Below are 25,577 nucleotides of genomic sequence, written 5' to 3' on the forward strand. Positions count from 1 at the left end.
CAGACCGGATTAATAGCCGCCACTGTTGTGAGTACTAGGTAAATTTGGCTCGCAAGAGATATGGGAGGAGGGTAACCCATGATTACATTAACCAAAATCACGAAATCATTCGGCCGTAACCAGGTACTCCGGGGCATCGACATAACGGTAAATAAGGGTGAAGTGGTGGCGATACTGGGACCAAGCGGTTCTGGTAAAACGACGCTGCTGAGGTGCATGAACTATTTGGAAAAACCAAACGAAGGCTTCATTACAATTGATGATTTCAGCGTAGATTGTAAACGGGCCAGCAAAAAGGAAATCCATCAGTTGCGGCAAAAGACAGCGATGGTATTCCAGCAGTACAATCTGTTCCGTCATAAGACGGCGCTCGAGAACGTCATGGAAGGCCTTGTGATCGTAAAAAAGCAGTCGAAGGACGAAGCGCGTCGGCGAAGTGTCGAACTGTTGGAGAAAGTAGGGCTCGGAAGCAAGCTGGATTCGTATCCCTCCCAGCTGTCCGGAGGCCAGCAGCAGCGCGTAGGCATTGCACGTGCGCTGGCCTTGAATCCGGCAGTTATCCTGTTCGATGAACCAACTTCAGCGCTTGACCCCGAGCTGGTCGGGGAAGTACTCTCGGTCATTCGTAAGATTGCCAAGGAGGGGATAACGATGGTCATCGTCACCCATGAGATGACTTTCGCGCAGGATGTTGCGAGCCATGTCGTTTTTATGGATGAAGGTGTCATTGTTGAAGAAGGAAGACCTGCCGAGCTGTTCAACGAGCCAAAAGAGGAACGGACGAAGCAGTTTCTAAGACGGATTAGGCCAGAACTGTCCTATTCCATATAGGAGGAAACCGCATTAGCTATCCATTTTACATGAGAAAGGGTGAATAATATGAGTAAAGTGTACCGTCTTGCCACCTTGGAGGATGCTGAAAGGCTGCGTCATGTTATTTATGAAGCCTATGTGACGATTAGGGAGCTCCAGCTCCAATGGCCTGCGGCTAATGCGAATCTTGCCCTCGTTCAAGATAATATCTTGAAGAATGAATGCTATGTCTTGGAATTGGATGGAGAAATCGCCGCAACCTTGACATTGTCGAAGGAGAAGCTTAACAGGTGGAACATTGACCTTCCTTTCGTCAAATGGTTTGCGGTGGGGCCAGAGTATCAAGGGCTAGGGCTCGGCACGGAGCTGCTTGTTTGGGTAGAGGAAACGATTATCAGGGACAAACTGGGAGCGTCTGCCCTTACACTGGCTACCGCTGAGAAGCATCCGTGGCTTTTGGCTATGTATGAACGAAAAGGATATGAGAGAATAGATTCGATTGACCGGGGCAACGGAGATGGTACTATGCATTTGCTGCGAAAAGTTGTGAATCCCAACTTATTTGAAGCTCAGGTTGCTGGTGGAAACATGCACTGAGGAGGAGGAGGCATTATGGCAGTAAAGGGCGATGGAGCCATCATAATCAACGAGAGAATCGAGCAACAGCTGTTGGATATTAGACGTCACCTGCATCAATATCCAGAGCTGTCTCATGAGGAATATGAGACAACGGCGTATATTCGCGAAAGGCTGGAAGAAACCGGGATTCGGATCGCCGCCCAGTTTTCCCTAAAAACTGGGCTAATTGCCGAGGTAGGGGGACTGCAAGGGGGACCTGTCATAGCTTTGCGAGCTGACATTGATGCTCTTCCCATTCTGGAGGAAACGGGACTGCCCTTCTCTTCCAAGAATACAGGCAAGATGCATGCTTGCGGTCACGACTTCCATACTGCAGCCATTCTCGGTGCAGCCTTATTGCTTAAAGAGAAGGAGCACGAGCTGCCAGGGACGGTTCGCTTCGTGTTCCAGCCTGCGGAGGAGAAGGCGGCCGGTGCAGAGAAAGTGCTGCAGAGCGGTGCGTTGGAGGGAGTGTGTGCAATCTATGGCATGCACAATAAGCCGGATCTGCCAGTCGGCACGATCGGTATTCGATCAGGACCGCTGATGGCTGCGGCCGACGGCTTCCTCGTGGAGTTTGAAGGTATCGGGTCACATGCAGCTGTACCCGAAGCCAGTGTCGACCCGATTGTTGCTGCCGCTCATTTGGTTACGGCACTGCAGACGATTGTCAGCCGCAACGTAAGCCCGCTTGACAGCGCAGTTATCAGTGTAACCCGTCTAAACAGTGGGACAGCTTGGAATGTCATCCCTGAGACGGCAGTGCTTGACGGCACGGTGAGGACGTTCGATGAGCTGGTGCGCACTCGGGTAATAGAGAGATTCAGCGAGGTCGTAAACGGCATTGCAGCGGCATATGGGACGAAGGCTGCCGTGCGTTGGATTCAAGGCCCGCCACCTGTTAATAACGATGCAGAGCTGGCGGAAGCCGCACGGAGGACTGCAGAACAGCTTGGTATCCATGTTGTTACGCCCAAGCCGTCATTGGCTGGCGAGGATTTTGCTTTTTACCAAAAGCATCTTCCAGGATTCTTTGCATTCATGGGAACAGGGGGGCAGAAGGAATGGCATCATCCCGCTTTCGATGTCGATGAGCGAGCATTGCCAATCAGCGCCTCTTTCTTTGCCGGGTTGGCTATTGCTGAGCTGAAGCGTTTCGTTGCTGATCCGTAAGGCTGAGGAGGAAGCAACTTGTTTAATTCTGAGTTCAAGCGTATGCGTTAGACAAAAGCTGGTCCCAAAAAAGCCAAACAAATGAATCCAATAAAATGTGAAAAAGAACCTTCCAACTCTACTATAAATAGTGGAATTGAAGGTTCTTTTACATTTCAATACTACCGAGTGGAGGCTGCAATTTCCATAAATTACTTTTGGGACAGCCTTTTAGTAACTACTATAGTTTGTGTTCGCTAAAGATATCACGCGTCAAGTTCTGATTTAAGCGGCTCCCTGGACTTTGTATACCTGCGCAGCATGAACAAGGAAAGCAGCAGGACAACAACCAACAATATATAGATATGCTGATAAGCAAACAATGGAGCAATCTCATCCTGCCAGACGATCAGCAGCCCGCACAGGGCAACTGCGAACGAGCCTCCCATATATTGCGATAGCTGGGACAGGCCCATTCCGGAGCCGATCTGTTCCTTGGGAAGAATACGCGACACCTCATTGGACAGGGTGGATGTGATGGTTGATAAGGATGGGGCAAATATCAAGTAGGCAAATGTTATGACAAAGGCGGATATATGGATTCCTAGGGATATGAAGACTAGTGAAAGCCCCATTAGAATATGTCCGGCCAATAAGAACCGCATATTGCCATACCGGTCTATCCAGCGCCCTACAAAGTTCATTAGACATGCTGACAATAAAGCACCGGGGAAGATCATTAATCCTACAGCTGCAGCTGATTTGTGGAAGCCGTTTGCTAGTATAAGAGGCATAAGAAACAGCATGGACATGTTAAGGACAAATGCCGAGAATGCCATGAAAATTAATTTGCGGTAACCGGAGTTTCGGAACAACAATGGCTGGATGAACGGCTCCTTGGCTTTGTACAAATGTTTGAATAAAAGGATAGCCGCTGCAATGCTGACGATTAGAAAGATCACAGATAACGATGCAATGGCAATTAATAGTGCAGCAGCCGTCACTACAATAAGAGCGGCACCGACAAAGTCGAACCGGACCTTCTTCTGTTCTTCCTTAGGCAGCAGTCTCCAAAGTACGGGGACCAAAGGAATGACCAGACAAGTGACGAGAAATAGCTCTTGCCAACCGAAAAACTCTGTAATTATCCCTCCGGCGACCGGACCTACCCCGAAGGCCAGGGCGCTTCCGGAGGCTATCATAGTAATGGCCCGTCCTCTTCGTTCAAATGGTACGTAGCGGCTGGCGAGCACCATCCCAAGCCCTGGCATGGCGCCGGCGCCGCAGGATTGCAGCAGTCGGGCCGTTAGCAGCAGATCGAAGCCTTGAGCCATAAATCCTAGTACAGACGACACTCCGAGACAGGTTAGTCCTATAGCGAGCAGCTTGCGAATTGGTATGAAGTCGGACAATCGGCTAAATATAATCGTGGACAAGGCAAAGCCAATCGAATAACCCGATACGATCCAGGAAGCAAGTCCGGCCGTTATATGAAGCTGGGCTATAATTTCCGGTAAGGAAACGTTAAACATAGTTGTATTCATGACGACTAGGAATGTTCCTATGGACCAGACTGGTATAACCACATTGTCTTTCATGAAGTTCCCACCTAATGATTTGATTGTTTATTGTTACCAATGTATGTAAATTTCATGAAAATAGCTGTATAATAATACATTGACGCCCCATTAATACTGCGATAATAATTGTGTCCTATGCTGTTAATAAATGGGGAAGAGCTTTTGAAAAGCTATCTCATTATAGCGTCTATCACTAAAACAGATCAAATATGAAGTGTGTTAACTAGTGAGACATTTGGTTGCAGTTACTCAAAAACCAGGAGGTAGTATTCCATGCGGCTTGTACTTATGGGAGATTTTCATTATTCACGGATGGAGGATGGAGCCGAGGAGATGAAAGAGGCAAGAGACCGGGCTTATTCGGTCATGCTTGATACATTCGTGAATACGGATGGGCAATTCCATATTTCATTAGGTGATCTTACGCATGATGGATTTCCAGAGGAATTCGGTTATGTGTTTGATCGTATAGAAGGCGGCCAATGCAATTTCATCCATGTGTTGGGCAACCATGATACGCATTCAATCCCCAAGGCGGATATTTTGGCCATTACCGGACAGCAGCGTTACCGTTCCATAGAATTGGATGAAGCTATGCTCATCTTCCTCGACTCTACCAAGGAAATGAACAAGTCCGACTGGGGAGGCGAGATAGACGAAGAACAATTGGAGTGGCTGGAAGCCAGGCTTGTAGAATCAGGGGAGAAGCCGGTTTTTGTTTTTGCTCATCATCCGGTCTACGATACAACCGCTTGCTCAACTATGGAGAAGCTTTCCATCCATCCGGATATTGATATGAAGGCTGTTTTGAACAAGAAGCAGGGCTTTGGATTTTACTTCTGTGGTCATAATCATGTGAATTCCATAGTGCGGCAGGACGGATGGCATTACATTCAAACTGCGGCATGTCTGGATATTCCAGCCTTCCGTATCGTTGAGCTTGAGGATGATCAGGTAACAACGGATCTGGTAACTATCGACCATGCTAATCTTACGGAATACATAACATCATTTAATACGAAAATGAAGGGCTTCACTCCTGTTCTGGAAGCACGCGGCGAAGCGGTTGATTGTAGTTTAAGCGTGAAGATTAACGATATTGGCACAATATCACGTTAAACATAAGAGTATAAGGCGGTAAAATATAATGGAGGGGCTCATCGAATTTATGAGCTCCTCTTTTCCTTTTAAGAGGAAGGTATCCAGACTTCATTTGGCATCGTGAAAAATAATACCCAGACTGTACCTCGCACCAGAAGTAATCGTGCTGACTCCGTGCCGAAGCGTGGTTTTATAGTAGCCGCGTGCTCCCAGTACCGGGCGATGATTCGTAGGAAAGATAATTCCTGCGCCTTGCTCCAGCGTAAGCACATGCCCTCTGCTTTGAGCCCTCGGCCGTTGTTCGGTCAGCAGAAACTCTCCGCCTGTGTAATCCTTCCCTCTCTGATTTAAAGCGAATACTACCTGAAAGGGAAAAAATACTTCACCATACAAATCCTGATGCAGGCAGTTGTATCCTCCGGTTTCGTATTTAAGAATTAATGGTGTCGAGCGCAGCTGCCCCTGCTGGTGACAAAGATCGAGAAATGCCGGGAGTGCCGGCGGAAATACCGTATTGCGGCCAAGCTGCTCCAGCCAACGATTGGCGGTCAGGGCAAGCTCGGGGTAAAAGCCCTCACGAAGCTGCTGCAGCAAGTCTGGAAGCGGGGCCTGATAATATTTGTACTCCCCGATTCCGAACCGATATCTGGCCATATCAATAGTGCTTCTGAAAAGGGCTGCTTCCTCGTACGTATTCATGATTTCAGTGCACTGCGCTTGATCCAGCAGGACAGGAAGCTCAGCGTAGCCCTGCTCATCGAGCGATTTCTGCAGCAAGCTCCAATCTAATGCGGCCATACGTTTTGCAAGCCGGTTAGGCATAGGCCTGACTCCCCCCAACGGTTAACGAGCTTTCGCGTTCCAGCTGCAGGAGCTGCGTCTTCATATCAAGACCACCCCGGTAGCCTGTAAGCGAGCCGTCCTTCCCTATCACCCGATGGCACGGTACGGTAATCAATACCGGATTGGCGCCGATAGCCGCTCCAACTGCACGTACTGCCGAAGGCTTTTGAATAAGGTCGGCAATATCCGAGTAGGTTTGGGTTTGTCCATACGGAATCTTACAGAGTGCATCCCATACGGCAAGCTGAAATGAGGTTCCATGGAAATCAAAGGGTACGGTAAAAGCACTCCGTGTTCCTTCGAGATACTCGATTAATTCTGCTGTATAGAGCTGCAGCCTTTCATCGTCTTGAGTCAATATGCTGCCTGGGAAGCGCCTTTTAGCCCAATCTGATAATTCTTGAAAAGGCTTATTGAGAGAACCTACGTAGCATAACCCTTTTGAGGTTGCGGCCATATACAGGCTCCATGACTCATGAACCAGCAATGTCCAGTAAATGACGGGATTAGTTTTTGTTTCCACTGTGCAGCGCCTCCTTAGCGTGTTTTTTGCTGTATATTTGACGATAGTCGGCAGGTGTATGTCCGGTTTTCTTCTTGAAGAGGGTTATAAAATAAGGTGCATTGGGCATGCCTACTGTCAGAGCAATATCCATAATTGTTTTATCCGTATGAATGAGGTGGTCGATGGCTTTATTTATTCTCGTTTGCTGGACATATTCGACCGGTGTTATCCCCTTAATCCGTTTGAAGGTGCGGTGCAAATGGTAAGGACTGCCGTGGCACATATCCGCCAAGTTTGCCAGCGTTAGCGTTTCAATATAATTGTTGTCGATGTATTGAGTTATTTGATCTACCCAGTCATGATCCGGCAATCGTTCACCGGTCGGTTTGCATCGTTTGCATGGACGGAAATTAGCGGATAGTGCTTGCTTGGCATTTTGAAAAACGCGCACATTTTCGATTTTGGGTATTCTGGATTTACAAGAGGGCTTGCAAAAAATACCTGTGGTTTTTACCGCGTAAATAAACTTGTCATTGTAAGATGCATCGTTAAGGATTATTGCTTGCCATTGTTCCTCTGTCATAAGCTCCTCATGGGTATCAGCTGTATCTGCAGCGTTTTTTAAACTGGACGTGTCCACATGTCTTTGCCCTTTAAAATCATTCATTTGCCTCACCTCCACACACAGTATACCCCCGATAGGGGCCCCGTGTACGCATTTTCGAATGTAACAGCAAGATATCGAAATCGCTCGAACACTTTTTATGTTAAAACTAAATGTGGAGTGGTACCGCGATGAATGGAGGATATTTATGAATATAAAGAGAGTTAATGCGGAGTGGGATGCTCCCTATTTTACAGGTGTCAAAACAATGAAAATATACTGCTTCCCTTGGTGTACAGGACAACCCAAGCCGGAAAACACGGTACGGTTTGAGTCGCGAGTGGAGGCGGAACGGGCTGGCTATCGTTCGTGCAAAAACTGCTGTTCCGGTCTGCCGAAGGGCTCCTGGGAGGATAACAAGCAAGAGCTGATATTGATTACTCCGAAGGAATTCAGCTTTTCTGAAAATATGAAATATATGTCCAACTCCCCTGACGAGTGCTTGTTCCATACCAGGGATCAGAAGATTTACAAAGCAATACCGGTTGGGCAAGAAACACCTGTCGTTGAAATTAGTTCGAACTCTGAGAACGTGATGACTATTCGTTTTATAGGAGAGACAACGCCTTCCCGGCGATGGGTTCGTGCAGAGGTCGCGCGTTATGTGAGGGAGTGGTTCGATTTGGATACCGATCTGCTTCCGTTTTACGAAATGGCCAGAACCGATGCGCTGCTGCAGCGGGCTGTGGATTCATTCTACGGACTGCGTACTATAGGCATCCCCGATTTATTCGAAGCGATCTGCTGGGGGATCATTGGACAGCAAATAAACCTTACGTTTGCTTACACATTGAAAAGAAGACTTGTGGAAACCTTCGGTCGCGGTTTGGAATGTGAGGGGGAATTGTATTGGGTATTCCCTACACCGGATGAAATAGCTGCATTGACGGTTGAAGACTTGGGATTATTGCGAATGACGGTTAAGAAATGTGAGTATCTTATTGGCGTGGCAAGGCTCATCGCTGCCGGGGAACTGACCAAAGAGCTTCTGCTGAACGCAGGAGATGATAAGAAAGCGGAGAAAATGTTGGTCAAAGTCAGGGGTATTGGTCCATGGACGGCTAATTATGTTTTGATGCGCTGCTTGAGATTTCCGTCGGCTTTTCCGATTGATGATGTGGGTCTTCACAATTCAATTAAACATCTTCAGGGCACCGAAAATAAACCGACGAAAAATGAAATCCTGCAGCTATCTTCAACTTGGACAAATTGGGAGTCTTATGCCACTTTTTATTTATGGAGATTCCTGTACTAGCTTAGCCTGTTAACGTCGGGCTTTAACTGCATTCAATAAGCGCTGGAGAGCCTCCTCAATGGTAGCTCGTCGACAAGCTGCATTCAGCCTCATGAAACCCTCGCCCTCAGTCCCGAAGCTGACGCCTTCGTTGAGAGCGAGCTTGGCTTCCTTCACCATGAAGCGTCTTAGTCCTGCTGTATCCAGGCCGAGTCTGCTGCAGTCAAGCCAGAGCAAATAGGTGCCCTCGGGATTAATCATCTTGATTTCGGGAATATGCAGGGCGAAGAATTCCGCTGCGTAATCGATATTGGCACGGATATAGGCGAGACACTGCTCCAGCCATTCATCCCCATCCCGATAGGCGCTTTCCGAAGCTGTAATCGCGAATGTATTGCTCATCGACAGATGGCCTCGAGCCATTGTTTTGTTGAAGGCGATGCGCAGCTCCTTGTTCGGGATTACGATATAGGAGGACTGCAGACCGGCCAGATTGAATGTTTTGCTCGGTGCGAAGCAGACGATGGTCCGTTCCGCAGCTCCTGCTGACAGCGACGCCATAGGGATATGCTGAAAAGAGGGATAAGTTAGATCGGCATGAATTTCATCGGAGATGATTAGCGCATCGAATTCCGTGCAGATGGCTTCAATCCGGCTGAGCTCATCTCGGGTCCAAACTCTGCCGACCGGGTTATGCGGACTGCACAGGATGAGCATTTTAGCCCCTGTAGTGCGGAATTTATTCGTCAGGTCCTCAAAATCGATTTCATATCGATCATTCACATAACGCAGCGGATTCGTCACCAGCTCGCGGCCGTTGTCCTTCACTACCTTGAAGAATGGCGGATATACCGGGGGCTGGATAATGATCCGGTCTCCTGGCTTGGTGAAAGTTTGAATGCAAGCAGTCAAGGCAGGAAGGACACCAGGCGACCAGCATATCCAGTTCTTCACGATCCTCCATTGATGCTTGCGCAGTACCCAGCCTTCAATTGCCTCGTATAATGAATCGGGACGTTCCGTATAGCCGAAAACGCCGAGCTCCGCCCGCTGCTTCAAAGCCTCCATGACGGGGGAGGGTCCCCGAAAATCCATATCCGCCACCCACAAGGGAAGTAAATCAGATGCGCCATAGATGTCTTGCACGCTCTCCCATTTGATGCCGTTCGTGTTCTCACGATCGACGATTTCGTCAAAATTATAAGCCATGTAAGTTTCGCTCCGTTTGTATGTAGTAGTAACATCATTGCCCTGTGTTTATTGTTTAATCATTTCAATTTCTGCTGCTGACGTTTTGGACTTGACTAGTTCGCGTACATTTTTCCACTCTGCCAGCTGCTTCTCCATATTGTTAATGAGAAGATCAACGTTGTTTACAAAGTTTTCTTCATCATTAGGATAAATTTGCTCTACTTCAGATGGCAGCGGATAGTGAGCAGGCAGGAAAGCCAGCAGCTGTTGAAGCTTGCTCTCGATAGGTGCTGCAGCAGCTTCTTTATTTGTACGTTCATTTGCAGCCGCTGCAGTGCTTGCGGTTTCTTTCTCTGCTGAAGGGGTATTGCTGCTGTTGTGATTCTGCTTATTGTTTTTGGCCTCGGCCTTAGGCTCTGCAGGAGGCTTGGCTCTCTCAGCTTTATTTTGCTCATACACAGACCAGGTTTCCAGCAACTCACGTCCTGATTTGTATAGGAGCTTGTCCTTGGTGCCATTAGAAATATCTTTGTCTTTAAACAGCTTGACGATTTTTTTGACATCACTTACCGGCACCTCGTCTCTGGCAATAATCAAGGCGAGTGCGTCGAGATGCTCCATCGGCAAATCCTTAATCGGCAGCAGCTGCTGTTCCGTCAGCTTATCTTTTTTTATATCGGTGCCGCTGACGATCCGTTTTTTAACGGCATTGCTGAATTTCAGCAAATCGCATTTGTTCTTAATGTAGGATTCTGGCTTGCCAAGCTTGCTGGAGAGAAATTTGGTTGAGCTGCTGAACTTCGGATCATTCATAAGCTTGTTGAAGGCTTCGGCCTCCTCGATCGGGGAAAAGCCTTCTCTTGTCAAATTCTCGGCTATTTGCTCCAAATAAATTTCCAGCTCATCCGTCACGGTAGATACAATACAAGGGATCGTAGGCCGGCCCAATGTTTTGCATGCTTTGTACCGTCTGTTTCCATAAATGATTTTATATCGACCATCCGGAGTCGTTCTCACTTTAATTGGCGATAGCAGGCCAAGCTCCTCGATGCTGTTCATTAATTCCTGGAGCGAGTCTTCATCGAATTGATATCTGGGCTGATCCGTATCTTCATCTATTAAATGCGTAGCAATCTGAATAATGTCCATATGAGTTCTCCTATCCTTCGTAGGTTACCGGATCTAGCGGCCGGCAGGGATACAAGTATTATATAACAGGGTAACTGATCGTGGAAATATTTGCTTGGGAGCTTGATTGATTCTGGCGGCTGATGATGGGCAAATAATAGGTAAAAGCAGTTAACTAACGTACATATGCCTTCTTTATCAATATAACTGATAGAACTTATAAGATCATTCTAATTGACCGCTTACTTGTGCTATGATAGGGTCAAGAGAGCGAAAAAATTAATTAGATACTAATACTAGGGATTATTATCATTACATGCTGCGTGAGGTGGATAAAGTTGGAATTTCAAGTAACAAACAGTCCTTTTAATCAAGAGCAAGCTGAACTGCTTAATCGCCTGCTGCCAACGCTAACAGAAGGTCAACGGATCTGGCTGAGCGGATATCTTGCGGCTCTTCAGGGAGCGGCAGCTGCGGGAACGCCTGTTGCTGTGCCATCGGCAGTTGCACCAGTGAGTGTAGCCGTCGTTCCCAAGGAAGTGACCGTGCTCTTCGGATCGCAGACAGGCAATAGTCATGGGTTGGCGAAGAAGGTGTCCAAAAAGCTGGAAGAGCAAGGCTTTAAGGTAACGCTCTCCTCGATGGGCGACTTTAAGCCTAATGGCTTAAAGAATGTCCAAAACTTGCTAATTGTGGCGAGTACCCAAGGAGAGGGAGATCCGCCGGATAGCGCGATTCCTTTCTACGAGTTCCTTCATAGCAAGAGAGCGCCTCAATTGGAGGGCAAGCCATTTGCTGTGCTTGGTCTGGGAGATACATCCTACGAGTTTTTCTGTCAAACGGGCAAGGATTTCGACAAGCGTCTTGAGGAGCTTGGCGGTAAACGGATTATCCCGCGTGTAGACTGCGATGTGGATTATGACGAGTCTGCTGCGGAGTGGATGAATAATATTGTAGCCTCTCTAAGCGAGGCATCGTCTGCCCCGGCATCTGGCGTTGGAACCGGTGCGGCAGTCGCGAGTGAAACAGAATCGGAATATTCGAGATCGAATCCGTTTAAGGCCGAAGTGTTGGAGAATTTGAATCTGAACGGCCGCGGATCGGACCGGGAAACTCGTCACGTTGAGATATCTCTTGAGGGATCTAATCTTCAGTATGAACCTGGCGACAGCTTGGGAGTCTATCCGGAGAACCATCCTCGTCTTGTGGACGAATTGATCGAAGCGATGGGTTGGAAAGCGGAAGAGCTTGTAAGTATTAATAAGAATGGCGATAAACTTCCATTACGAGAGGCGCTTCTTCGACATTATGAGATTACTGTGCTGACCAAGCCACTGCTGGAGCAAGCGGCCAAGCTTACTTCAAGCAATGGACTTGAAGAGCTGCTGCAGGCAGGACGTGAGCAGGAGCTCAGGGCTTATCTTAACGAGCGTGATCTGTTGGATTTGGTGCAGGACTACTCGCTAAAAGGTGTATCCGCAGGCGAATTCGTAGCGATCCTTCGGAAAATCCCGGCTCGCTTGTACTCCATCGCAAGCAGCTCCAAAGCGTTCCCGGATGAAGTGCATATTACCGTCCGCGCCGTACGTTACGAGTCACGGGGAAGAGAACGGTACGGTGTATGTTCCGTTCAGCTTGCAGAGCGAATCCAGTCGGGCGATACGCTGCCGGTTTACATTCAGTCTAACTCGAATTTTAAGCTTCCAGAGAGCGCAGATACGCCGATCATTATGATTGGACCAGGTACGGGCGTTGCTCCGTTCAGAGCTTTCTTAGGAGAAAGGGAAGAAACCGGAGCCGCTGGGAAGACATGGCTGTTCTACGGCGACCAGCACTTTTCCACAGACTTCCTTTATCAGACGGAATGGCAGCGTTGGCTTAAACAGGGCGTGCTGACACGTATGGATGTCGCATTCTCCCGTGATACCGACAAGAAAGTGTATGTACAGCATCGGATGCTTGAAAAGAGCCGTGAGCTTTATCAATGGCTTCAGGAAGGGGCTTCCGTGTACATTTGTGGCGATGAGAAGAAAATGGCGCATGACGTCCATGCTGCTCTGACAACAATCATCGAACAAGAGGGCAAGTTTAGCCCAGAGGAAGCTGCTGAATATTTGACCCGCATGCAACAGCAGAAACGTTATCAGCGGGATGTCTACTAGACCCAAGTCCTAGGGATTGCGAGAGGAGAAAAGCAAGCATGTCAGAAAATAATTTACTTTCGCCCAACAGTGCGCCGCACAGTGATGTAGAGGCTATCAAACGCAGAACCAACTATTTGCGGGGAAGCCTCGCGGAGACACTTGAAGATGTAATCACGGGGTCGATACCCGAAGATGATAATAGATTGATGAAATTTCATGGAAGCTACATGCAGGATGATCGGGATTTGCGCAACGAACGGAACAAGCAGAAGCTTGAGCCGGCGTATCAGTTCATGCTTCGCGTACGCGCGGCGGGTGGAGTCATAACATCGGATCAGTGGCTGATGATGGACCGTGTCGCACAGAAATATGCGAATGGAACCATTCGTCTGACAACCCGTCAGTCCTTCCAATTGCATGGTGTAATCAAATGGAATTTGAAAACGACGATTGCAGAAGTGAACGATGCAATGCTAAGCACGTTAGCCGCCTGTGGCGACGTAAATCGTAACGTTATGTGCAACCCAAATCCGTATCAGTCCGAGATTCATACTGAGGTGTACGAGTGGGCGCGTCGTGTCAGCGATCACCTTGATCCAAGAACAAGAGCGTATCATGAGATCTGGCTTGACGGTGAGAAAGTAGTAGACAGCCAGGATAACGCGGTAGAACAAGAGCCTATCTATGGGCCTGTTTATTTGCCGCGGAAGTTTAAAATTGGTATGGCTGTTCCTCCTTCCAATGATGTAGATGTATTCTCGCAGGATCTTGGCTTCATAGCGATTATCGAAGAAGGACGCCTGAAGGGCTTCAACATCTCCGTAGGAGGCGGGATGGGGATGACTCACGGCGATCCTGAAACCTATCCGCAAATATCCCAAGTGATCGGATTCTGTTTGCCGGAGCAGATCGTTGACGTTGCCGAGAAGACGGTCATGATTCAACGGGATTACGGGGATCGTTCCGTACGTAAGCATGCAAGATTTAAGTACACCATCGACGACCGCGGTATCGATTGGTTCATCAATGAGCTGCATGATCGTCTAGGCTGGAAGCTTGAAGAAGCGCGTGCTTACCATTTTGACCATAACGGAGATCGCTATGGCTGGGTTAAGGGAAGCAACGGGAAATGGCATTTCACTCTCTTTGTCGAGAATGGCCGGATTAAAGATACGGACAGCTACCCGCTGATGACGGGTTTGAGAGAAATCGCCAAGGTACATTCCGGGGATTTCCGCCTGACTGCCAATCAGAACCTGATCATTGGCAATGTGAGCAGCCAGAAGAAGAAAAAGATTGAAGAATTAATCAAGGAGCATGGGCTCTCCGATGGGCTTTACCACTCGGCATTGCGGAGAAATTCTATGGCCTGCGTTTCATTCCCGACCTGTGGGATGGCAATGGCGGAATCAGAGCGTTATCTTCCTACATTGCTGGATAAGATTGAGCCGATGCTTGAGGAAGTAGGGTTGCGCGAAGAGGAGATCGTTATTCGTATGACCGGCTGTCCGAATGGATGCGCCCGCCCGATGTTGGCGGAAATCGCGTTCATTGGCAAGGCACCTGGCAAATACAACATGTATTTGGGAGGCGGATTTGCCGGAAACCGACTGAATAAGCTGTACAAGGAAAACATTGGTGAGGCGGAGATTCTAAAGTCCCTGGAACCGATTGTTACACAATATGCCAAGGAGCGGTGGGAAGGCGAACACTTCGGTGATTTTGTCATTCGCGCTGGTTATGTTAAGGAAGTACGTTCGGGACAAGATTTCCATTCGTAAACTTGATAGCTACATTAAAAAAAGCCTGAGAAATCAGGCTTTTTTTAATGCGCTTTTCCGAATGTATAAGTACTCATACGAGCCGAACTAGTCTAATTTGCAATAAAACTAACGTTTAGACATGAAGGTATCTTCATCGAGGGGCTTCGAATGAAGGGATTCTCTTACCCTTCTATATGTTTTTGGGATGGGGGAAGTGAATTTGCACTTCCTCGTAGCCATACCAGGAGACTGAGACTATGATTTACGATGCCTTCGGAAATAGATGGAAAACCTCCCGCTAATATAGCTTAAATATTGTTTATAACCCATATAACTGGAAATCCTCACGTTAAATTAGGCGATATTTGAAAAAATCGGCCAAAGAGGCAGAATTAGCATGAGAAATTCCAGTTATAGGGATAGGAATGCTGTGTAGAGGGGTAACTAAAGGGATTTTTTCCCGATAATTTGATGGAGACTGATGGGAATGATGAGATTTAAGTAGTAAATGGAGGTGTACGGAGTGATGGGAGTGTGTGGATTGATGGAGATGGGGGGAATCGGAGGGAGTGATGGAAGTGCTGGATAGATAGGGGCTGATGGGGTTGGTGGTATTTAAGTAGCAAATGGAGGTGTACGGAGTGATGGGAGTGTATGGATTGATGGATATGGATGAAAGTGTATGGATAGATGGAGACTGATGGATTGATGGTATTTAATAGCAAATGGAGGTGTACGGAGTGATGGAAGTGTAAGGATAGATGGAGACTGATGGGAATGGTGAGTTTTAAGTAGCAAATGGAGGTGTACGGAGTGATGGAAGCGTATGGATTGATGGAGACTGGTGGGATTGGTGGTATTTGAGTAGCAAATGGAAGTGTACGGAGTAATGGAAGCGTATGGATAGATGGAGACTGATGGGATTGGTGGTATTTAAGTAGCAAATGGAAGTGTAGGAGTGATGGAACTGTAAGGATAGATGGGGGCTGATGGGATTGGTGAGATTTAAGTAATAAGTGGAGATGGATAGACATAGAAAGATTTATTTTACTGAATGGTCATATATGGAAATACAGATGGATGGGATTGAAGGGGCCTATAAAGGAAACGGATGTATAGGGAATGTGTGGAGTAATGGAAGTTGATTAACGGATTTTTCGAATAAGTGTCAAGCCACGGTTAGGTCCATAGAAGGTTCACGGTACAGGGGTTCGACCGACCGCCATGCAATGCCGCAACGCGCGCCCGGGATTCGCGCGCATTGAGGAGTGCCTTTATTTTGAGAGCGATTATAAAATGACTTATAAAAATAGTCTTCTAAGGAGAAGAAGGAATGAAATTTAAACGAACCATCAGCTCTTGGCTCATTTTAGTTCTTACCGTAACGTTATGTTTACCTGCCGGATTGACCTTTCAGACGGGCAGTTACAGCCGGGATCGTTACGGGCTATAGCGCCGACCGCTTCGGACCGGATGATCCGATTACCCGCGAGCAGATGGCATTGATGGTTATGCGCGCAGCAGGGATCCAAAAAGGGACAGGAGCCGTATCGTTCGTGGATAGCGCGCAAATATCCAGCTGGGCCCAAGCAGCTGTGGCAGCGGTGCAAGAGAAAGAAATCATAGCCGGTTATTATGATGGCAGCTTTAAACCGCAGAACCTTGTCACTCGTGCGGAAGCGGTCACGGTCATTGTCAAGAGCTTGAAATAGAATGACGGATAACATAATGGCAGGGCTGTCGATAAGAAAGCTTTCTCTTAGCGGCAGCCCTGCTTTTTCTTTAGTCGGAGCGAAGCTCTTTGATCATCCGGTAGTTGCCCGGAGAAGCTATGTAGCCTAACCGATTGCGGTTAATGGCTAGCATAGGCGCGTTGGCTGAATCGTTATGTGTACTCATGTACGGGACATTGAGCAGTTTAGATAGACGGATTGCCCTAATTTTGAGCGCTGAGGCGATATGTCTCCCGCGATATTCCCTGTCGACTCCGGTAAACTCGTGATACATACCGGAAGTTTTCTCGTTATGCAATAAATGAACAACACCAACGTACCTGCTGCCATCTGCCGCAATGAGGACGAGCTCCGGGCGATAACCCTCCAGATGAAGAAACCATTTTTTCCATTCAGATACGTTCGGATAGCTTTCACGGTTTCCAGGAATATCGGCTGCTGCCTGTTTGTAAAGCTGATACAGCTTTAATTCGCTTTCTTCCCCAGGTTCCTCCAGCAGAGTGAAAAAACGGATTCCTTCCGAAACGAGCCTCAATTCGTAGTCTCCTTCTGATGCTTCCACAAATTCGGCAGGCTTGAGGATGGACTTGAACGCATGTCGGGCTGTGAGATACCCACGTTTTTGCGCAAATGCGATGGAAGACTCATCATGGTCGGCCACATTGACTACTATCTCCGATGCCTTCATCTCATGAGCCCATTGCTCCAAAGCTCCGGCAAGCGCAGACCCTACACCTTTGTTACGATGCTTAGCGTCTACAACGAGTGTATGGTGCAGGGTACCGGCTTCGGTCCAAGGGGCTCGCCAGCTGTTGGCATATCCGATCATGAGGCCGTCGGGTGATTGTGCCGCCAAACGAATCCGATCGTATCCGGTCAGTTTATTCTCGTCATCATAGGTTAGCTTGCCTTGCTTGTACATTTTTCGGTCATCTTCCTCTAATCGCTCCGCCCATGTCGGCTCTGAGAAGATGATATTAAGCAGCTCAGCCATTCTCTCATAGTCGCCTGGAACTTCTAAAGGCCTTATTGTAATGTTCATTTTCTGCACCTCAATTATTTTTGTGAAATAGGTTCATCTTCATCTTACTAATGGTTGGGCATAATTGGAAAATAATGAATGATTATTAAGAAAACTGTATCGCTGAAAACGAATGGGTTCTGGTAGTATAATAAGATCATCCTATATTTGCGAAAAAGGGGACAGGATATTCCATGTATATTTGGAGAGGCGCGGCCGCGATTTGTGTCAACGAAAACAAGCAGCTGCTTATGGTGCTGCAAGGAAGATCAGATGAGGAGAAGCGGTGGTCTGTCCCGTCAGGAGGAGCAAACAGCGATGAAACGTATGAAGCCTGCTGCGCTCGTGAGGTCTGGGAGGAGACGGGCTACAAGGTGCAGGTAGGCAGCTATTTGCATGAAAAAAGCGGCGTTAGCCGAGGAACCGTTTACAAGGTTAAATATTACGAGGTTCAAGTGGAAGGTGGACTGCCAACGCTTCACGATCCTGATGGCCTTATTTATGATATCCAGTGGAAATCGGCGGATGAGATTGAAATGCTCAACCTGACTTATCCCGAGGACCGTAAGTTTCTTATCGAATACTTAACTGAGGGAGAAAGCATGATTCGATACCGGAGCAATCCGCTCACTGTGCGCAGGCTGACCCGGTTCGATGCTTCGATGCTTCATAAATGGCTGAATGATCCCGAAGTCCTTCGCTACTACGGCGGCAGGGATCGGGCGCATACACCGGAAATGGTGCAGGAGCATTTTTATCCCGAAGAGGATCAATTATACAGATGCATATTGGAATATGAAGGGCAACCGATCGGATACATACAATTTTATTTGCTGGAGGCTGAGGGACTGAATTACTTTGGCTTGGATGAATCGGAGGGTACACGAATATTCGGCACAGATCAGTTCATAGGTGAGCCGACGTATTGGAACAGGGGGATAGGCAAGCAGTTAATGAGCTCGATGCTTCGCTATTTAGAGGAGGAGCATCAGGCTAGCCGCGTTGTCATGGATCCGCAAGCGTGGAATGAGCGGGCTATCGCCTGCTATGAAAAAAGCGGTTTCCGCAAAGTCAAGCTGCTGCCTGAGCAAGAATGGCATGAAGGGGAGAAGCGGGACTGCTGGCTGATGGAGTGGCGAGCGGGTGCAGCTATTTTGTAATGCTTAAGCTTTGGGGGCGGGCTTGGGTTCGAAATTCATACACGTCTTGCCTGACGAAGACAAAACCGTAAGACTGGGCATATTATGTGACTTAAATCCAAAAGCTTTACACCCTTTGGGAAATTTGGGATCCCATGTGACATAGAAATGTTGGCATTTCATACAATTGATTCGCTGAGTATTCGTCATTTCGATTCCTCGTATTTAATGGTAATAAGTGCATGTTCAAAAGGTCCGCTTTTCAGGATAATTCGTGATCAACAGGGGACTTTTTAAACCACCTCAATAAGATGTATCTATTATACCTCAAGAACATGTCTAATTGTGTCCTAATACAGATATACTATATTGAAATCATTAGGGCTCGCCTCCAGGATAAGATGAGATATGGACACGGTTATCCATCTATTTTGAATTCGGGGCTTTGTTGCTATAAAATAAAGAGAAAATAAGTACTCAATATTGGAGGGATCGCTATGTCCGAAAAATTCCAGCAGCTGCTGAGCAGCTATGCCGAGTTGGTTGTCAAAATAGGAGTTAATATTCACAAGGGCCAGACTTTGGTCGTTAACGGTTCCATTGATGCGGCAGATTTAGTCAGGTTGATCGTGAAAAAAGCGTATGAAGCCGGCGCCTACCTGGTCAAGGTTAATTGGACTGATGATACGGTATCCCGTATGCGATATGATCTGGCTGCGGATGAATCATTCCTTGAGGAACCCAAATGGTATGCCGGTGAAATGCTGGAGCTAGTCGAAAAAGGGGCTGCGGTTATAAGTATTGTATCTTCAGACCCTGACCTTCTTAAAGGAATACCTCAGGATCGAATTGTCAATTACCAGAAAACATACGGCAAAGCGATGGCTAAGTATCGGCAATATTTGCAATCTGACAAATTCAGCTGGTGCGTGATTGCGGCTCCTTCGAAAAATTGGGCTGCGAAGGTGTTTCCTGAGCTGCCTGAGGAAGAGCAGGTGGCCAAGCTGTGGGACGCTATTTTTAAAACAGTACGAGTCGATCAGGCTGATCCCATCACAGCATGGGAAGGGCATGTCCGAAGCTTGAACAGCAAATCGGATTATTTGAATGCGAAGAAGTACAAGAAGCTGCACTATCTCGCTCCGGGAACTGATCTGACGATTGAGCTGCCTGAGGGACATATTTGGGTAGCTGCTGATAGTATTGACGAGCGCGGACATTCGTTTGTGGCGAACATGCCGACAGAGGAAGTATTCACAGCACCGTTAGCTGGCGGAGTGAACGGCAAAGTGTCCAGTACGAAGCCCCTGAGCTATGGAGGCAATATTATAGACGGGTTTACGCTTACGTTTGAGAATGGGCGTATTGTCAATGTATCCGCGGCTCAGGGTGAAGAAACGCTGAAGGGCTTGGTCGAGATAGATGAGGGCTCGCATTATTTGGGTGAGGTGGCGCTGGTGCCTCATCGATCCCCAATCTCCGAGTCTAATATTCTTTATTACAATACACTTTTTGACGAAAATGCATCGAATCATTTGGCCATTGGCAGCGCCTATGCATTCTGTCTGACGGATGGAAAAAAGCTGTCGCAGGATGAGCTGAAAGCCAAAGGGCTTAATACCAGCATCACACATGTAGATTTTATGATTGGCTCAGGTGAGATGGACATATTCGGGGTCACAGCCGAAGGTGTTGAAGAACCTGTTTTTAAACAAGGCAACTGGGCATTCTAGTTCTAAATCTTTGAAAAGCAACGGTTTGCTGTTACATATTGCCGCTTTCCTTCTCGTACAATCGGGTGGGAGGGCGGTTTTTTTGTTGCGAGGAAGTGCAGTTGCATTGCCTTGCGAAAGAAATTGTCCAATATTGACAGAATGAAAATGAAAAGTTGGGAATAGTAAGGGTTGTATCAAAACAATTTACTACAAGGATGGTGTTTATTTGAAATGAAAGATCGTATTTGGAAATCCCGCGGATCACGCTCAAAATGGTTAGTGGGAAGGTATCTCGGTACGGCGCTGCTGGCAATAGCATTATTGCTGAGTATGCCAAATGCCAGCTGGGCGGTCGGTAAGGGTGCGAATGGACCGGACGTATTCGTAATCCAAGGGATGCTGAAAGCACTTGGCAGCTATGAGGGGAAAATCACGGGCTACTACGATGAAACAACAGTTAGGGGAGTTAAACATTTTCAGAAAAAACATGGGCTGCCGGTTAACGGAGCTGTAGATAATCGAACACTTGAATCAATTATGTACGCTTATGCGAATATGAAAATGCCTTCTCAAGGCAAAGGTTCAGGACAAGGTGGAGGCCAAGGACAAGGCGGAGGCGAAGGAATAGGCGGAGGCCAAGGACAAGGCGGAGGCCAGGGTAAAGGCGGAGGCGAAGGAATAGGCGGAGGCCAAGGACAAGGCGGAGGCCAGGGTAAAGGCGGAGGCGAAGGAATAGGCGGAGGCCAGGGTAAAGGCGGAGGCCAAGGACAAGGCGGAGGCCAAGGACAAGGCGGAGGCCAAGGACAAGGCGGAGGCCAAGGACAAGGCGGAGGCCAAGGACAGGGCGGAGGCCAAGGACAAGGCGGAGGCCAAGGACAAGGCGAAGGCCAGGGACAGGGTGGAGGCCAGGGTAAAGGCTGGGGCTGGGGTAAAGGTAAGAGTGAAGAAAAAGGTCCGGAGCAGGGTAAAGGTAAGAGTGAAGAAAAAGGTCCGGAGCAGGGTAAAGGTAAGAGCGAAGGAAAAGGTCAAGAGCAGGGCAAAGGTAATGGCGGAGGAAAAGGCCCAGAGCAAGGTCAAGGCAAAGGCGGCGGCCAAGGCCAAGGAAACGTCCAAGACAATGGCCAGGGCAAAGGTGGTAGCCAAGGCCAAGGAAACGGTCAGGACAATGGACAAGGTAAAGGCGGCGGTCAAGGGCAAGGAAATGGTCAGGACAATGGACAAGGCAAAGGTGGCAGCCAAGGCCAAGGAAACGGTCAGGACAATGGACAAGGCAAAGGTGGCGGCCAAGGCCAAGACAATGGACAGAGTCAAGATAATGGCAGCAATGGCAAAGGAAAAGGAACTGAATAATTTCACCTCAAGAACGCTTCATCTCCTCAGGAGAAGGAGCGTTCTTGACTTTCCTGCGAGCGAATCCCTAGCGCGTTGTGTCATTACAAAATGCACAAATCTCCCTACATTGTCAACTAGTGAAACAAATCAACCTACATTGTAGCTAAGTATAGTTGCTCATGTTAAATGAAAATGAAGATTAAGGTAGTCTAGCTGTGGGGGCCATGAAAAGAGAGGAATTCAACTCGAAGGACTCACTCTTGAATCATTTGACTTCGGAATGTTTAGAAGGACTAAGGATCCAGATATTTTATAAACCCCACTGCTTTTCTTGAAGTTCTATCTGCGTTACGACAAGAATTTTCATAAAAAGAAGCTGTCCCAAAAGGGTATCAGTGAATGAATCAGTCCCAAACTATGTACAAAGACGCCTCCAAAACCACCATGTAAGCGGAAAATGAAACGTCTTTTTCGTAGGGAAATTCCCATCAGAGTGGGGGTTCGAAAATCGAAAAATGAGTCCGGCCGCTTTTTGGATGTTACTTAAGTGATGGGGCGGCTGCTTTCAATCTAGAGGAGACCATGATTTGTCGGGGCCACTGCGGAAGAAAAGAAAATAGATGGAAATTGTAACGCTAATCCAGCATGGATATCGCCTGAAATCAATCTAACTGGAAAAACTAACTCTAATAGAGGTGAAAAGGTGGATATCAGCCAAAATATGTAGAATTAGCATGAGGAATTCCAGCTATAAGTCTTGGAACGCTATTTTCGGAGTAACTAACTTGATATTTTCCTGATAATTGCACGGAGTGCGCCAGACTGCCATGCAATGCCGTAACCGAACCATGCCACGAACCACGAACCCGATACCCGCGATGAGTACGCGCTGGAAAGCGACCTCATCTTATTCATCACTAAGAATACACAAGAATACGCAAAAAAGCCCTCAACTATTAAAGTGGAATTGAGGGCTCTTTTGCAACCATCTATTCAGGATAAAATGGTGGAGGGGTTGTCTCAAAGATATTAGATACAAAAGCCAGCAGATAAAACAATAACCAATAGGATATACAGAACCAAGATCGTTGCAGTGGAAGTAAATCCGACGGTGCTCATTGCAATCCCTCCTTTTTCGTTTCTAAGGATATGTTATTCGCAGCAAACCTATTTTGAATGGACTAATATCCACTAATAGCATAAGTCCATTACAATATTGTTTTTCATTCATATGATGAGATTAAAATGCTGTGAAAGGAAGTAATCCGGATGGAATATTTAGATATGCTGGCCAAATTAGGAATCGGCAACGCTCATCCTGGAGGATTTGCCGCAACATTAAAGCAACTTGAGCACTATCCACTTCCAATGAACTCGCGAATACTTGAAGTTGGTTGTGGTACAGGAAGAACATCTTGTTATTTAGCTGCACAAGGCCATGATGTGACAGGGATTGATATTCGCTCGGATATGATTTCAAAAGCAATTAGACGGGCAAATGAAGAGAATGTCTCTGCCGTCTTTTTGGAAGGAGACGCATGCTCACTTCCATTTGAAAGCTATTCTTTTGATGTGATTCTTGTTGAATCCGTATCAATATTTGTGGATACTGCTAAAGCCTTAACGGAATATTATAGAGTTCTGCGTACTGGAGGCAAGGTTTATGACAGAGAAATGGTTCAAATCAAACCAATGCCAAAAGAAATTTATGATGATATTGCCCTTTTTTTTCAGATAGGCACACTGTGGAATTATCAGGATTGGTCCCAATTAGTAAATAAAGCAGCCTTTAAAGACGTACAGATAGAAGGCCCTTTTTTGTTTCCCAAGATCAGCGAGGATCTTCTCGAACATCCCGATCACCATCAACACATAGATGCCGGTTCTTTTTATGACACAGCACTTTGGGAAGTAACTAATAAATATAATAGTATAATGGAACGATATCATGAATATATGGGATCCATCCATTTTATGGGGACTAAATAAATTTTGAATTTCTCCAAATAAACCAATCAACAATTTTCGGTTGGTTTATTTGTCATGACGTTGGCCTTCTGCAAAAAAAGTGGAGTAAAGGGAGAGGACAAATGACAGCAGAAGACTACTTAAATCACGTAATAACAAGCCGCGTGGGGTGAGCGAAGCTTCCCCCTTATTTCAATTTTTGCGTCGGAACCCCACACTGAACCCCTCCCCACGCATGTATGAGCTTCTACATAAAAGGACCGTCAATGTTCTGACAATTTTTCTTGATTTTTCTAATATCTGGGTTATTTTTCTAAATATAATCATTTAATGGGTTGACTTCGAGTGCGCTCTAACTTGTATGATAAAAAAATAGCAAAGAGGAGGCCATTCAGTGATACAAAAGATGGACATTGAATTGACGATTCAGCAGGTTGCAGCAAGAACGGGCTTGAGCGTACATACACTTCGTTATTATGAGAGAATCGGTCTCATGGAACCGATCTGTCGAGCTTCCAACGGGCATCGATCCTATAAGGAGAATGATCTTGAGTGGATCATTTTGCTTATGCGACTACGATCAACAGGAATGCCTATTTCAGAAATGCGGCGCTTCGCTGACATGATGCGTCACGGAGATTTGACCATTGCGCAAAGGCGGCAAGTATTGGAGGAGCATGAACAAAAATTGCTAATGCAGGTTCAAGAGCTGCAAAACACCCTGACCGTGCTTCGAGATAAAATTGTGTACTATCGTTCATGGGAAGCCGCACAGCAGCAAGAGGAAAAATCGATAACAGGCTGACCCCAACCATTCAATTGCGATTTTAGGGGGAGGAGTTTGACATGCATAAGCTATCATTAGGGAAAACCGGCATGAAAGTCAGTGCTTTAGGTTTGGGATGCTTGAACTTTGGTTCCCGGGCGGACAAAGCTTCATCCTATCGGTTGTTGGATCAGTATAGAGATGCTGGCGGGGATTTTTTGGATACGTCCAATAACTATGCATTTTGGAACGAGGGATGCGTCGGCGGGGAGAGCGAATTGCTGCTCGGTCAGTGGCTCAAGGATCGTGGAAATCGCAATAGTATTTTTTTGGCGACGAAAGTTGGAGCCAATCCGATGTTCCCGGGCGGCGGCTTTGAGAATAAGGAAGGATTGTCCCGAAAAGCTGTCGAGAAGGCAATCGATGCAAGTCTGATGCGGCTTAAAACCGATTATGTGGATTTGTACTATGCTCACATTGATGACGAAAATACACCTCTTGAAGAGACGATGGAAGCCATGGATGGCTTGATAAAGGCTGGAAAAGTTAGAGCTTTAGGCTGCAGCAACCATCGGGCTTGGCGGATAGAGAAGTCCAGAGGCATCAGCCTCGCCAATCATTGGACGCCGTACTGCTGCGTACAGCAGAGGTATACCTATCTTCGCCCTAAGCCGGGAGCCGATTTTGGCGTACAGCTAAGTGTTACTGACGAGCTGCTGAACTATTGCAAGACCCATGATGATTTCTCCCTCCTCGCGTATTCTCCTTTGTTAAATGGCGCGTATACCCGTCAGGATGTATCCATCCCGGAGCAATACGAAGGTCCGGATACTCAAGCTAGAATCAGGGTTTTGACCGAAGTTGCCAACGAAACGGGAGGAACCTTAAATCAGGTGGTGTTGGCTTGGCTCCTGCAGAACACTCCCAGGACCATTCCAATAATAGCGGCAAGCAAGCCTGAACAGCTTCAGGAGAATTTGGATGCTTTGAACATTCAACTTAGTCAGGAACAGCTGCATCGGCTAAACACGGCTTAACATGGATTAACATGGTTAAACAGAAGAACCACTGGAAGGATTACGCTAAACAGAATAGGAGTCGGTTTACGACGAAAGCACCGATAAGAAAGGCAATTTGCCTACTCTTACCGGTGCTTTCGTCATAAAG

General features: G+C 47.1%; 22 protein-coding genes. 14 read left to right on the forward strand and 8 right to left on the reverse strand.

Features of this window, described 5'->3' with window-relative positions:
- Nucleotides 1–78 precede the first annotated feature (78 nt).
- From NV381_RS24010 to NV381_RS24020, 3 genes are read left to right on the forward strand one after another with little or no spacing between them, the layout of a single operon-like run.
- Complete coding sequence (locus NV381_RS24010) at nt 79–831, forward strand: amino acid ABC transporter ATP-binding protein (protein WP_258215827.1); 753 nt, start codon at nt 79–81, stop codon at nt 829–831.
- A 48-nt stretch (nt 832–879) separates the two neighbouring features.
- Complete coding sequence (locus tag NV381_RS24015) at nt 880–1,410, forward strand: GNAT family N-acetyltransferase (protein ID WP_258215828.1); 531 nt, start codon at nt 880–882, stop codon at nt 1,408–1,410.
- A gap of 15 nt (nt 1,411–1,425) precedes the next feature.
- Entirely contained in the window at nt 1,426–2,604 is a 1,179-nt protein-coding gene (locus NV381_RS24020; RefSeq protein WP_258215829.1) for an amidohydrolase, read from the forward strand.
- 245 nt (nt 2,605–2,849) lie between these two features.
- On the opposite strand, the gene NV381_RS24025 is transcribed toward NV381_RS24020, so the two are convergent.
- Nucleotides 2,850–4,181: an MFS transporter gene (locus tag NV381_RS24025; RefSeq protein WP_258215830.1), complete on the reverse strand. Its 1,332-nt coding sequence runs from the start codon at nt 4,179–4,181 to the stop codon at nt 2,850–2,852.
- 255 nt (nt 4,182–4,436) lie between these two features.
- On the opposite strand from NV381_RS24025, the gene NV381_RS24030 reads away from it, so the two are divergent.
- Nucleotides 4,437–5,282: a metallophosphoesterase family protein gene (locus tag NV381_RS24030; protein WP_258215831.1), complete on the forward strand. Its 846-nt coding sequence runs from the start codon at nt 4,437–4,439 to the stop codon at nt 5,280–5,282.
- Nucleotides 5,283–5,372: 90 nt separating this feature from the next.
- Here NV381_RS24030 and NV381_RS24035 read toward each other — a convergent pair whose 3' ends face one another.
- Genes NV381_RS24035 through NV381_RS24045 form a run of 3 tightly spaced genes read right to left on the reverse strand, consistent with a single transcriptional unit; the run spans nt 5,373 to nt 7,195 of the window.
- The gene (locus NV381_RS24035) at nt 5,373–6,086 is read right to left on the reverse strand and encodes a 2OG-Fe(II) oxygenase (protein WP_258215832.1); all 714 of its coding nucleotides are present in this window, start codon (nt 6,084–6,086) and stop codon (nt 5,373–5,375) included.
- Complete coding sequence (locus tag NV381_RS24040) at nt 6,079–6,630, reverse strand: methylated-DNA--[protein]-cysteine S-methyltransferase (protein WP_258215833.1); 552 nt, start codon at nt 6,628–6,630, stop codon at nt 6,079–6,081. Before NV381_RS24040 ends, NV381_RS24035 begins: the two co-directional genes overlap by 8 nt.
- Complete coding sequence (locus NV381_RS24045; RefSeq protein WP_258215967.1) at nt 6,614–7,195, reverse strand: bifunctional transcriptional activator/DNA repair enzyme AdaA; 582 nt, start codon at nt 7,193–7,195, stop codon at nt 6,614–6,616. Before NV381_RS24045 ends, NV381_RS24040 begins: the two co-directional genes overlap by 17 nt.
- A gap of 229 nt (nt 7,196–7,424) precedes the next feature.
- Here NV381_RS24045 and NV381_RS24050 point away from each other — a divergent pair, with 229 nt between their 5' ends.
- Nucleotides 7,425–8,531: an Ada metal-binding domain-containing protein gene (locus NV381_RS24050; protein ID WP_258215834.1), complete on the forward strand. Its 1,107-nt coding sequence runs from the start codon at nt 7,425–7,427 to the stop codon at nt 8,529–8,531.
- Between the two features lie 9 nt (nt 8,532–8,540).
- On the opposite strand, the gene NV381_RS24055 is transcribed toward NV381_RS24050, so the two are convergent.
- Together NV381_RS24055 and NV381_RS24060 are read right to left on the reverse strand one after the other, a co-directional pair.
- Complete coding sequence (locus NV381_RS24055; protein WP_258215835.1) at nt 8,541–9,719, reverse strand: MalY/PatB family protein; 1,179 nt, start codon at nt 9,717–9,719, stop codon at nt 8,541–8,543.
- A gap of 48 nt (nt 9,720–9,767) precedes the next feature.
- Nucleotides 9,768–10,850 (reverse strand): ParB/RepB/Spo0J family partition protein, encoded by a 1,083-nt coding sequence (locus NV381_RS24060; protein ID WP_258215836.1) that lies wholly within the window; start codon nt 10,848–10,850, stop codon nt 9,768–9,770.
- A gap of 317 nt (nt 10,851–11,167) precedes the next feature.
- On the opposite strand from NV381_RS24060, the gene NV381_RS24065 reads away from it, so the two are divergent.
- The 3 genes from NV381_RS24065 to NV381_RS24075 all read left to right on the forward strand — a co-directional run bounded on the left by NV381_RS24065 (nt 11,168) and on the right by NV381_RS24075 (nt 16,448).
- Nucleotides 11,168–12,991 carry an assimilatory sulfite reductase (NADPH) flavoprotein subunit gene (locus NV381_RS24065; protein WP_258215837.1) on the forward strand — a complete coding sequence of 608 codons (1,824 nt, stop codon included), beginning with the start codon at nt 11,168–11,170 and terminating at the stop codon, nt 12,989–12,991.
- A 38-nt stretch (nt 12,992–13,029) separates the two neighbouring features.
- Nucleotides 13,030–14,754, forward strand: coding sequence for an assimilatory sulfite reductase (NADPH) hemoprotein subunit (gene cysI, locus NV381_RS24070; RefSeq protein ID WP_258215838.1), 1,725 nt, complete (start codon nt 13,030–13,032; stop codon nt 14,752–14,754).
- 1,487 nt (nt 14,755–16,241) lie between these two features.
- Nucleotides 16,242–16,448 carry an S-layer homology domain-containing protein gene (locus NV381_RS24075; protein WP_258215839.1) on the forward strand — a complete coding sequence of 69 codons (207 nt, stop codon included), beginning with the start codon at nt 16,242–16,244 and terminating at the stop codon, nt 16,446–16,448.
- Nucleotides 16,449–16,518: 70 nt separating this feature from the next.
- Here the strand turns inward: NV381_RS24075 and NV381_RS24080 are convergent, their stop codons facing one another.
- Nucleotides 16,519–17,511 (reverse strand): GNAT family N-acetyltransferase, encoded by a 993-nt coding sequence (locus NV381_RS24080; protein WP_258215840.1) that lies wholly within the window; start codon nt 17,509–17,511, stop codon nt 16,519–16,521.
- A 173-nt stretch (nt 17,512–17,684) separates the two neighbouring features.
- On the opposite strand from NV381_RS24080, the gene NV381_RS38265 reads away from it, so the two are divergent.
- From NV381_RS38265 to NV381_RS24105, 3 genes are all read left to right on the forward strand, one after another.
- Nucleotides 17,685–18,650 (forward strand): GNAT family N-acetyltransferase, encoded by a 966-nt coding sequence (locus NV381_RS38265; RefSeq protein ID WP_308862204.1) that lies wholly within the window; start codon nt 17,685–17,687, stop codon nt 18,648–18,650.
- 476 nt (nt 18,651–19,126) lie between these two features.
- Nucleotides 19,127–20,362, forward strand: a complete 1,236-nt coding sequence (locus tag NV381_RS24100) for an aminopeptidase (RefSeq protein ID WP_258215842.1) — start codon at nt 19,127–19,129, stop codon at nt 20,360–20,362.
- Nucleotides 20,363–20,575: 213 nt separating this feature from the next.
- Nucleotides 20,576–21,694 carry a peptidoglycan-binding domain-containing protein gene (locus tag NV381_RS24105; protein WP_258215843.1) on the forward strand — a complete coding sequence of 373 codons (1,119 nt, stop codon included), beginning with the start codon at nt 20,576–20,578 and terminating at the stop codon, nt 21,692–21,694.
- Between the two features lie 1,011 nt (nt 21,695–22,705).
- Here the strand turns inward: NV381_RS24105 and NV381_RS24110 are convergent.
- Nucleotides 22,706–22,795, reverse strand: coding sequence for a YjcZ family sporulation protein (locus tag NV381_RS24110; RefSeq protein ID WP_258215844.1), 90 nt, complete (start codon nt 22,793–22,795; stop codon nt 22,706–22,708).
- 150 nt (nt 22,796–22,945) lie between these two features.
- On the opposite strand from NV381_RS24110, the gene NV381_RS24115 reads away from it, so the two are divergent.
- The 3 genes from NV381_RS24115 (at nt 22,946) to NV381_RS24125 (ending at nt 25,447) form a co-directional block, all read left to right on the forward strand.
- Nucleotides 22,946–23,665: a class I SAM-dependent methyltransferase gene (locus tag NV381_RS24115; protein ID WP_258215845.1), complete on the forward strand. Its 720-nt coding sequence runs from the start codon at nt 22,946–22,948 to the stop codon at nt 23,663–23,665.
- Nucleotides 23,666–24,038: 373 nt separating this feature from the next.
- The gene (locus NV381_RS24120; RefSeq protein ID WP_258215846.1) at nt 24,039–24,449 is read left to right on the forward strand and encodes a MerR family transcriptional regulator; all 411 of its coding nucleotides are present in this window, start codon (nt 24,039–24,041) and stop codon (nt 24,447–24,449) included.
- 41 nt (nt 24,450–24,490) lie between these two features.
- Nucleotides 24,491–25,447: an aldo/keto reductase gene (locus tag NV381_RS24125; protein WP_258215847.1), complete on the forward strand. Its 957-nt coding sequence runs from the start codon at nt 24,491–24,493 to the stop codon at nt 25,445–25,447.
- Nucleotides 25,448–25,577 lie beyond the last annotated feature (130 nt).

Source organism: Paenibacillus radicis (ex Xue et al. 2023) (assembly GCF_024722015.1).
Classification (GTDB): Bacteria; Bacillota; Bacilli; order Paenibacillales; family NBRC-103111; genus Paenibacillus_S.

Coding starts and splice junctions, on each gene's coding strand:
- NV381_RS24010 (WP_258215827.1), top strand. CDS start 79: ATGATTACATTAACCAAAATCACGAAATCATTCGGCCGTAACCAGGTA.
- NV381_RS24015 (WP_258215828.1), top strand. CDS start 880: ATGAGTAAAGTGTACCGTCTTGCCACCTTGGAGGATGCTGAAAGGCTG.
- NV381_RS24020 (WP_258215829.1), top strand. CDS start 1,426: ATGGCAGTAAAGGGCGATGGAGCCATCATAATCAACGAGAGAATCGAG.
- NV381_RS24025 (WP_258215830.1), bottom strand. CDS start 4,181: ATGAAAGACAATGTGGTTATACCAGTCTGGTCCATAGGAACATTCCTA.
- NV381_RS24030 (WP_258215831.1), top strand. CDS start 4,437: ATGCGGCTTGTACTTATGGGAGATTTTCATTATTCACGGATGGAGGAT.
- NV381_RS24035 (WP_258215832.1), bottom strand. CDS start 6,086: ATGCCTAACCGGCTTGCAAAACGTATGGCCGCATTAGATTGGAGCTTG.
- NV381_RS24045 (WP_258215967.1), bottom strand. CDS start 7,195: ATGACAGAGGAACAATGGCAAGCAATAATCCTTAACGATGCATCTTAC.
- NV381_RS24050 (WP_258215834.1), top strand. CDS start 7,425: ATGAATATAAAGAGAGTTAATGCGGAGTGGGATGCTCCCTATTTTACA.
- NV381_RS24055 (WP_258215835.1), bottom strand. CDS start 9,719: ATGGCTTATAATTTTGACGAAATCGTCGATCGTGAGAACACGAACGGC.
- NV381_RS24060 (WP_258215836.1), bottom strand. CDS start 10,850: ATGGACATTATTCAGATTGCTACGCATTTAATAGATGAAGATACGGAT.
- cysI (WP_258215838.1), top strand. CDS start 13,030: ATGTCAGAAAATAATTTACTTTCGCCCAACAGTGCGCCGCACAGTGAT.
- NV381_RS24075 (WP_258215839.1), top strand. CDS start 16,242: ATGGTTATGCGCGCAGCAGGGATCCAAAAAGGGACAGGAGCCGTATCG.
- NV381_RS24080 (WP_258215840.1), bottom strand. CDS start 17,511: ATGAACATTACAATAAGGCCTTTAGAAGTTCCAGGCGACTATGAGAGA.
- NV381_RS38265 (WP_308862204.1), top strand. CDS start 17,685: ATGTATATTTGGAGAGGCGCGGCCGCGATTTGTGTCAACGAAAACAAG.
- NV381_RS24100 (WP_258215842.1), top strand. CDS start 19,127: ATGTCCGAAAAATTCCAGCAGCTGCTGAGCAGCTATGCCGAGTTGGTT.
- NV381_RS24105 (WP_258215843.1), top strand. CDS start 20,576: ATGAAAGATCGTATTTGGAAATCCCGCGGATCACGCTCAAAATGGTTA.
- NV381_RS24110 (WP_258215844.1), bottom strand. CDS start 22,795: ATGAGCACCGTCGGATTTACTTCCACTGCAACGATCTTGGTTCTGTAT.
- NV381_RS24115 (WP_258215845.1), top strand. CDS start 22,946: ATGGAATATTTAGATATGCTGGCCAAATTAGGAATCGGCAACGCTCAT.
- NV381_RS24125 (WP_258215847.1), top strand. CDS start 24,491: ATGCATAAGCTATCATTAGGGAAAACCGGCATGAAAGTCAGTGCTTTA.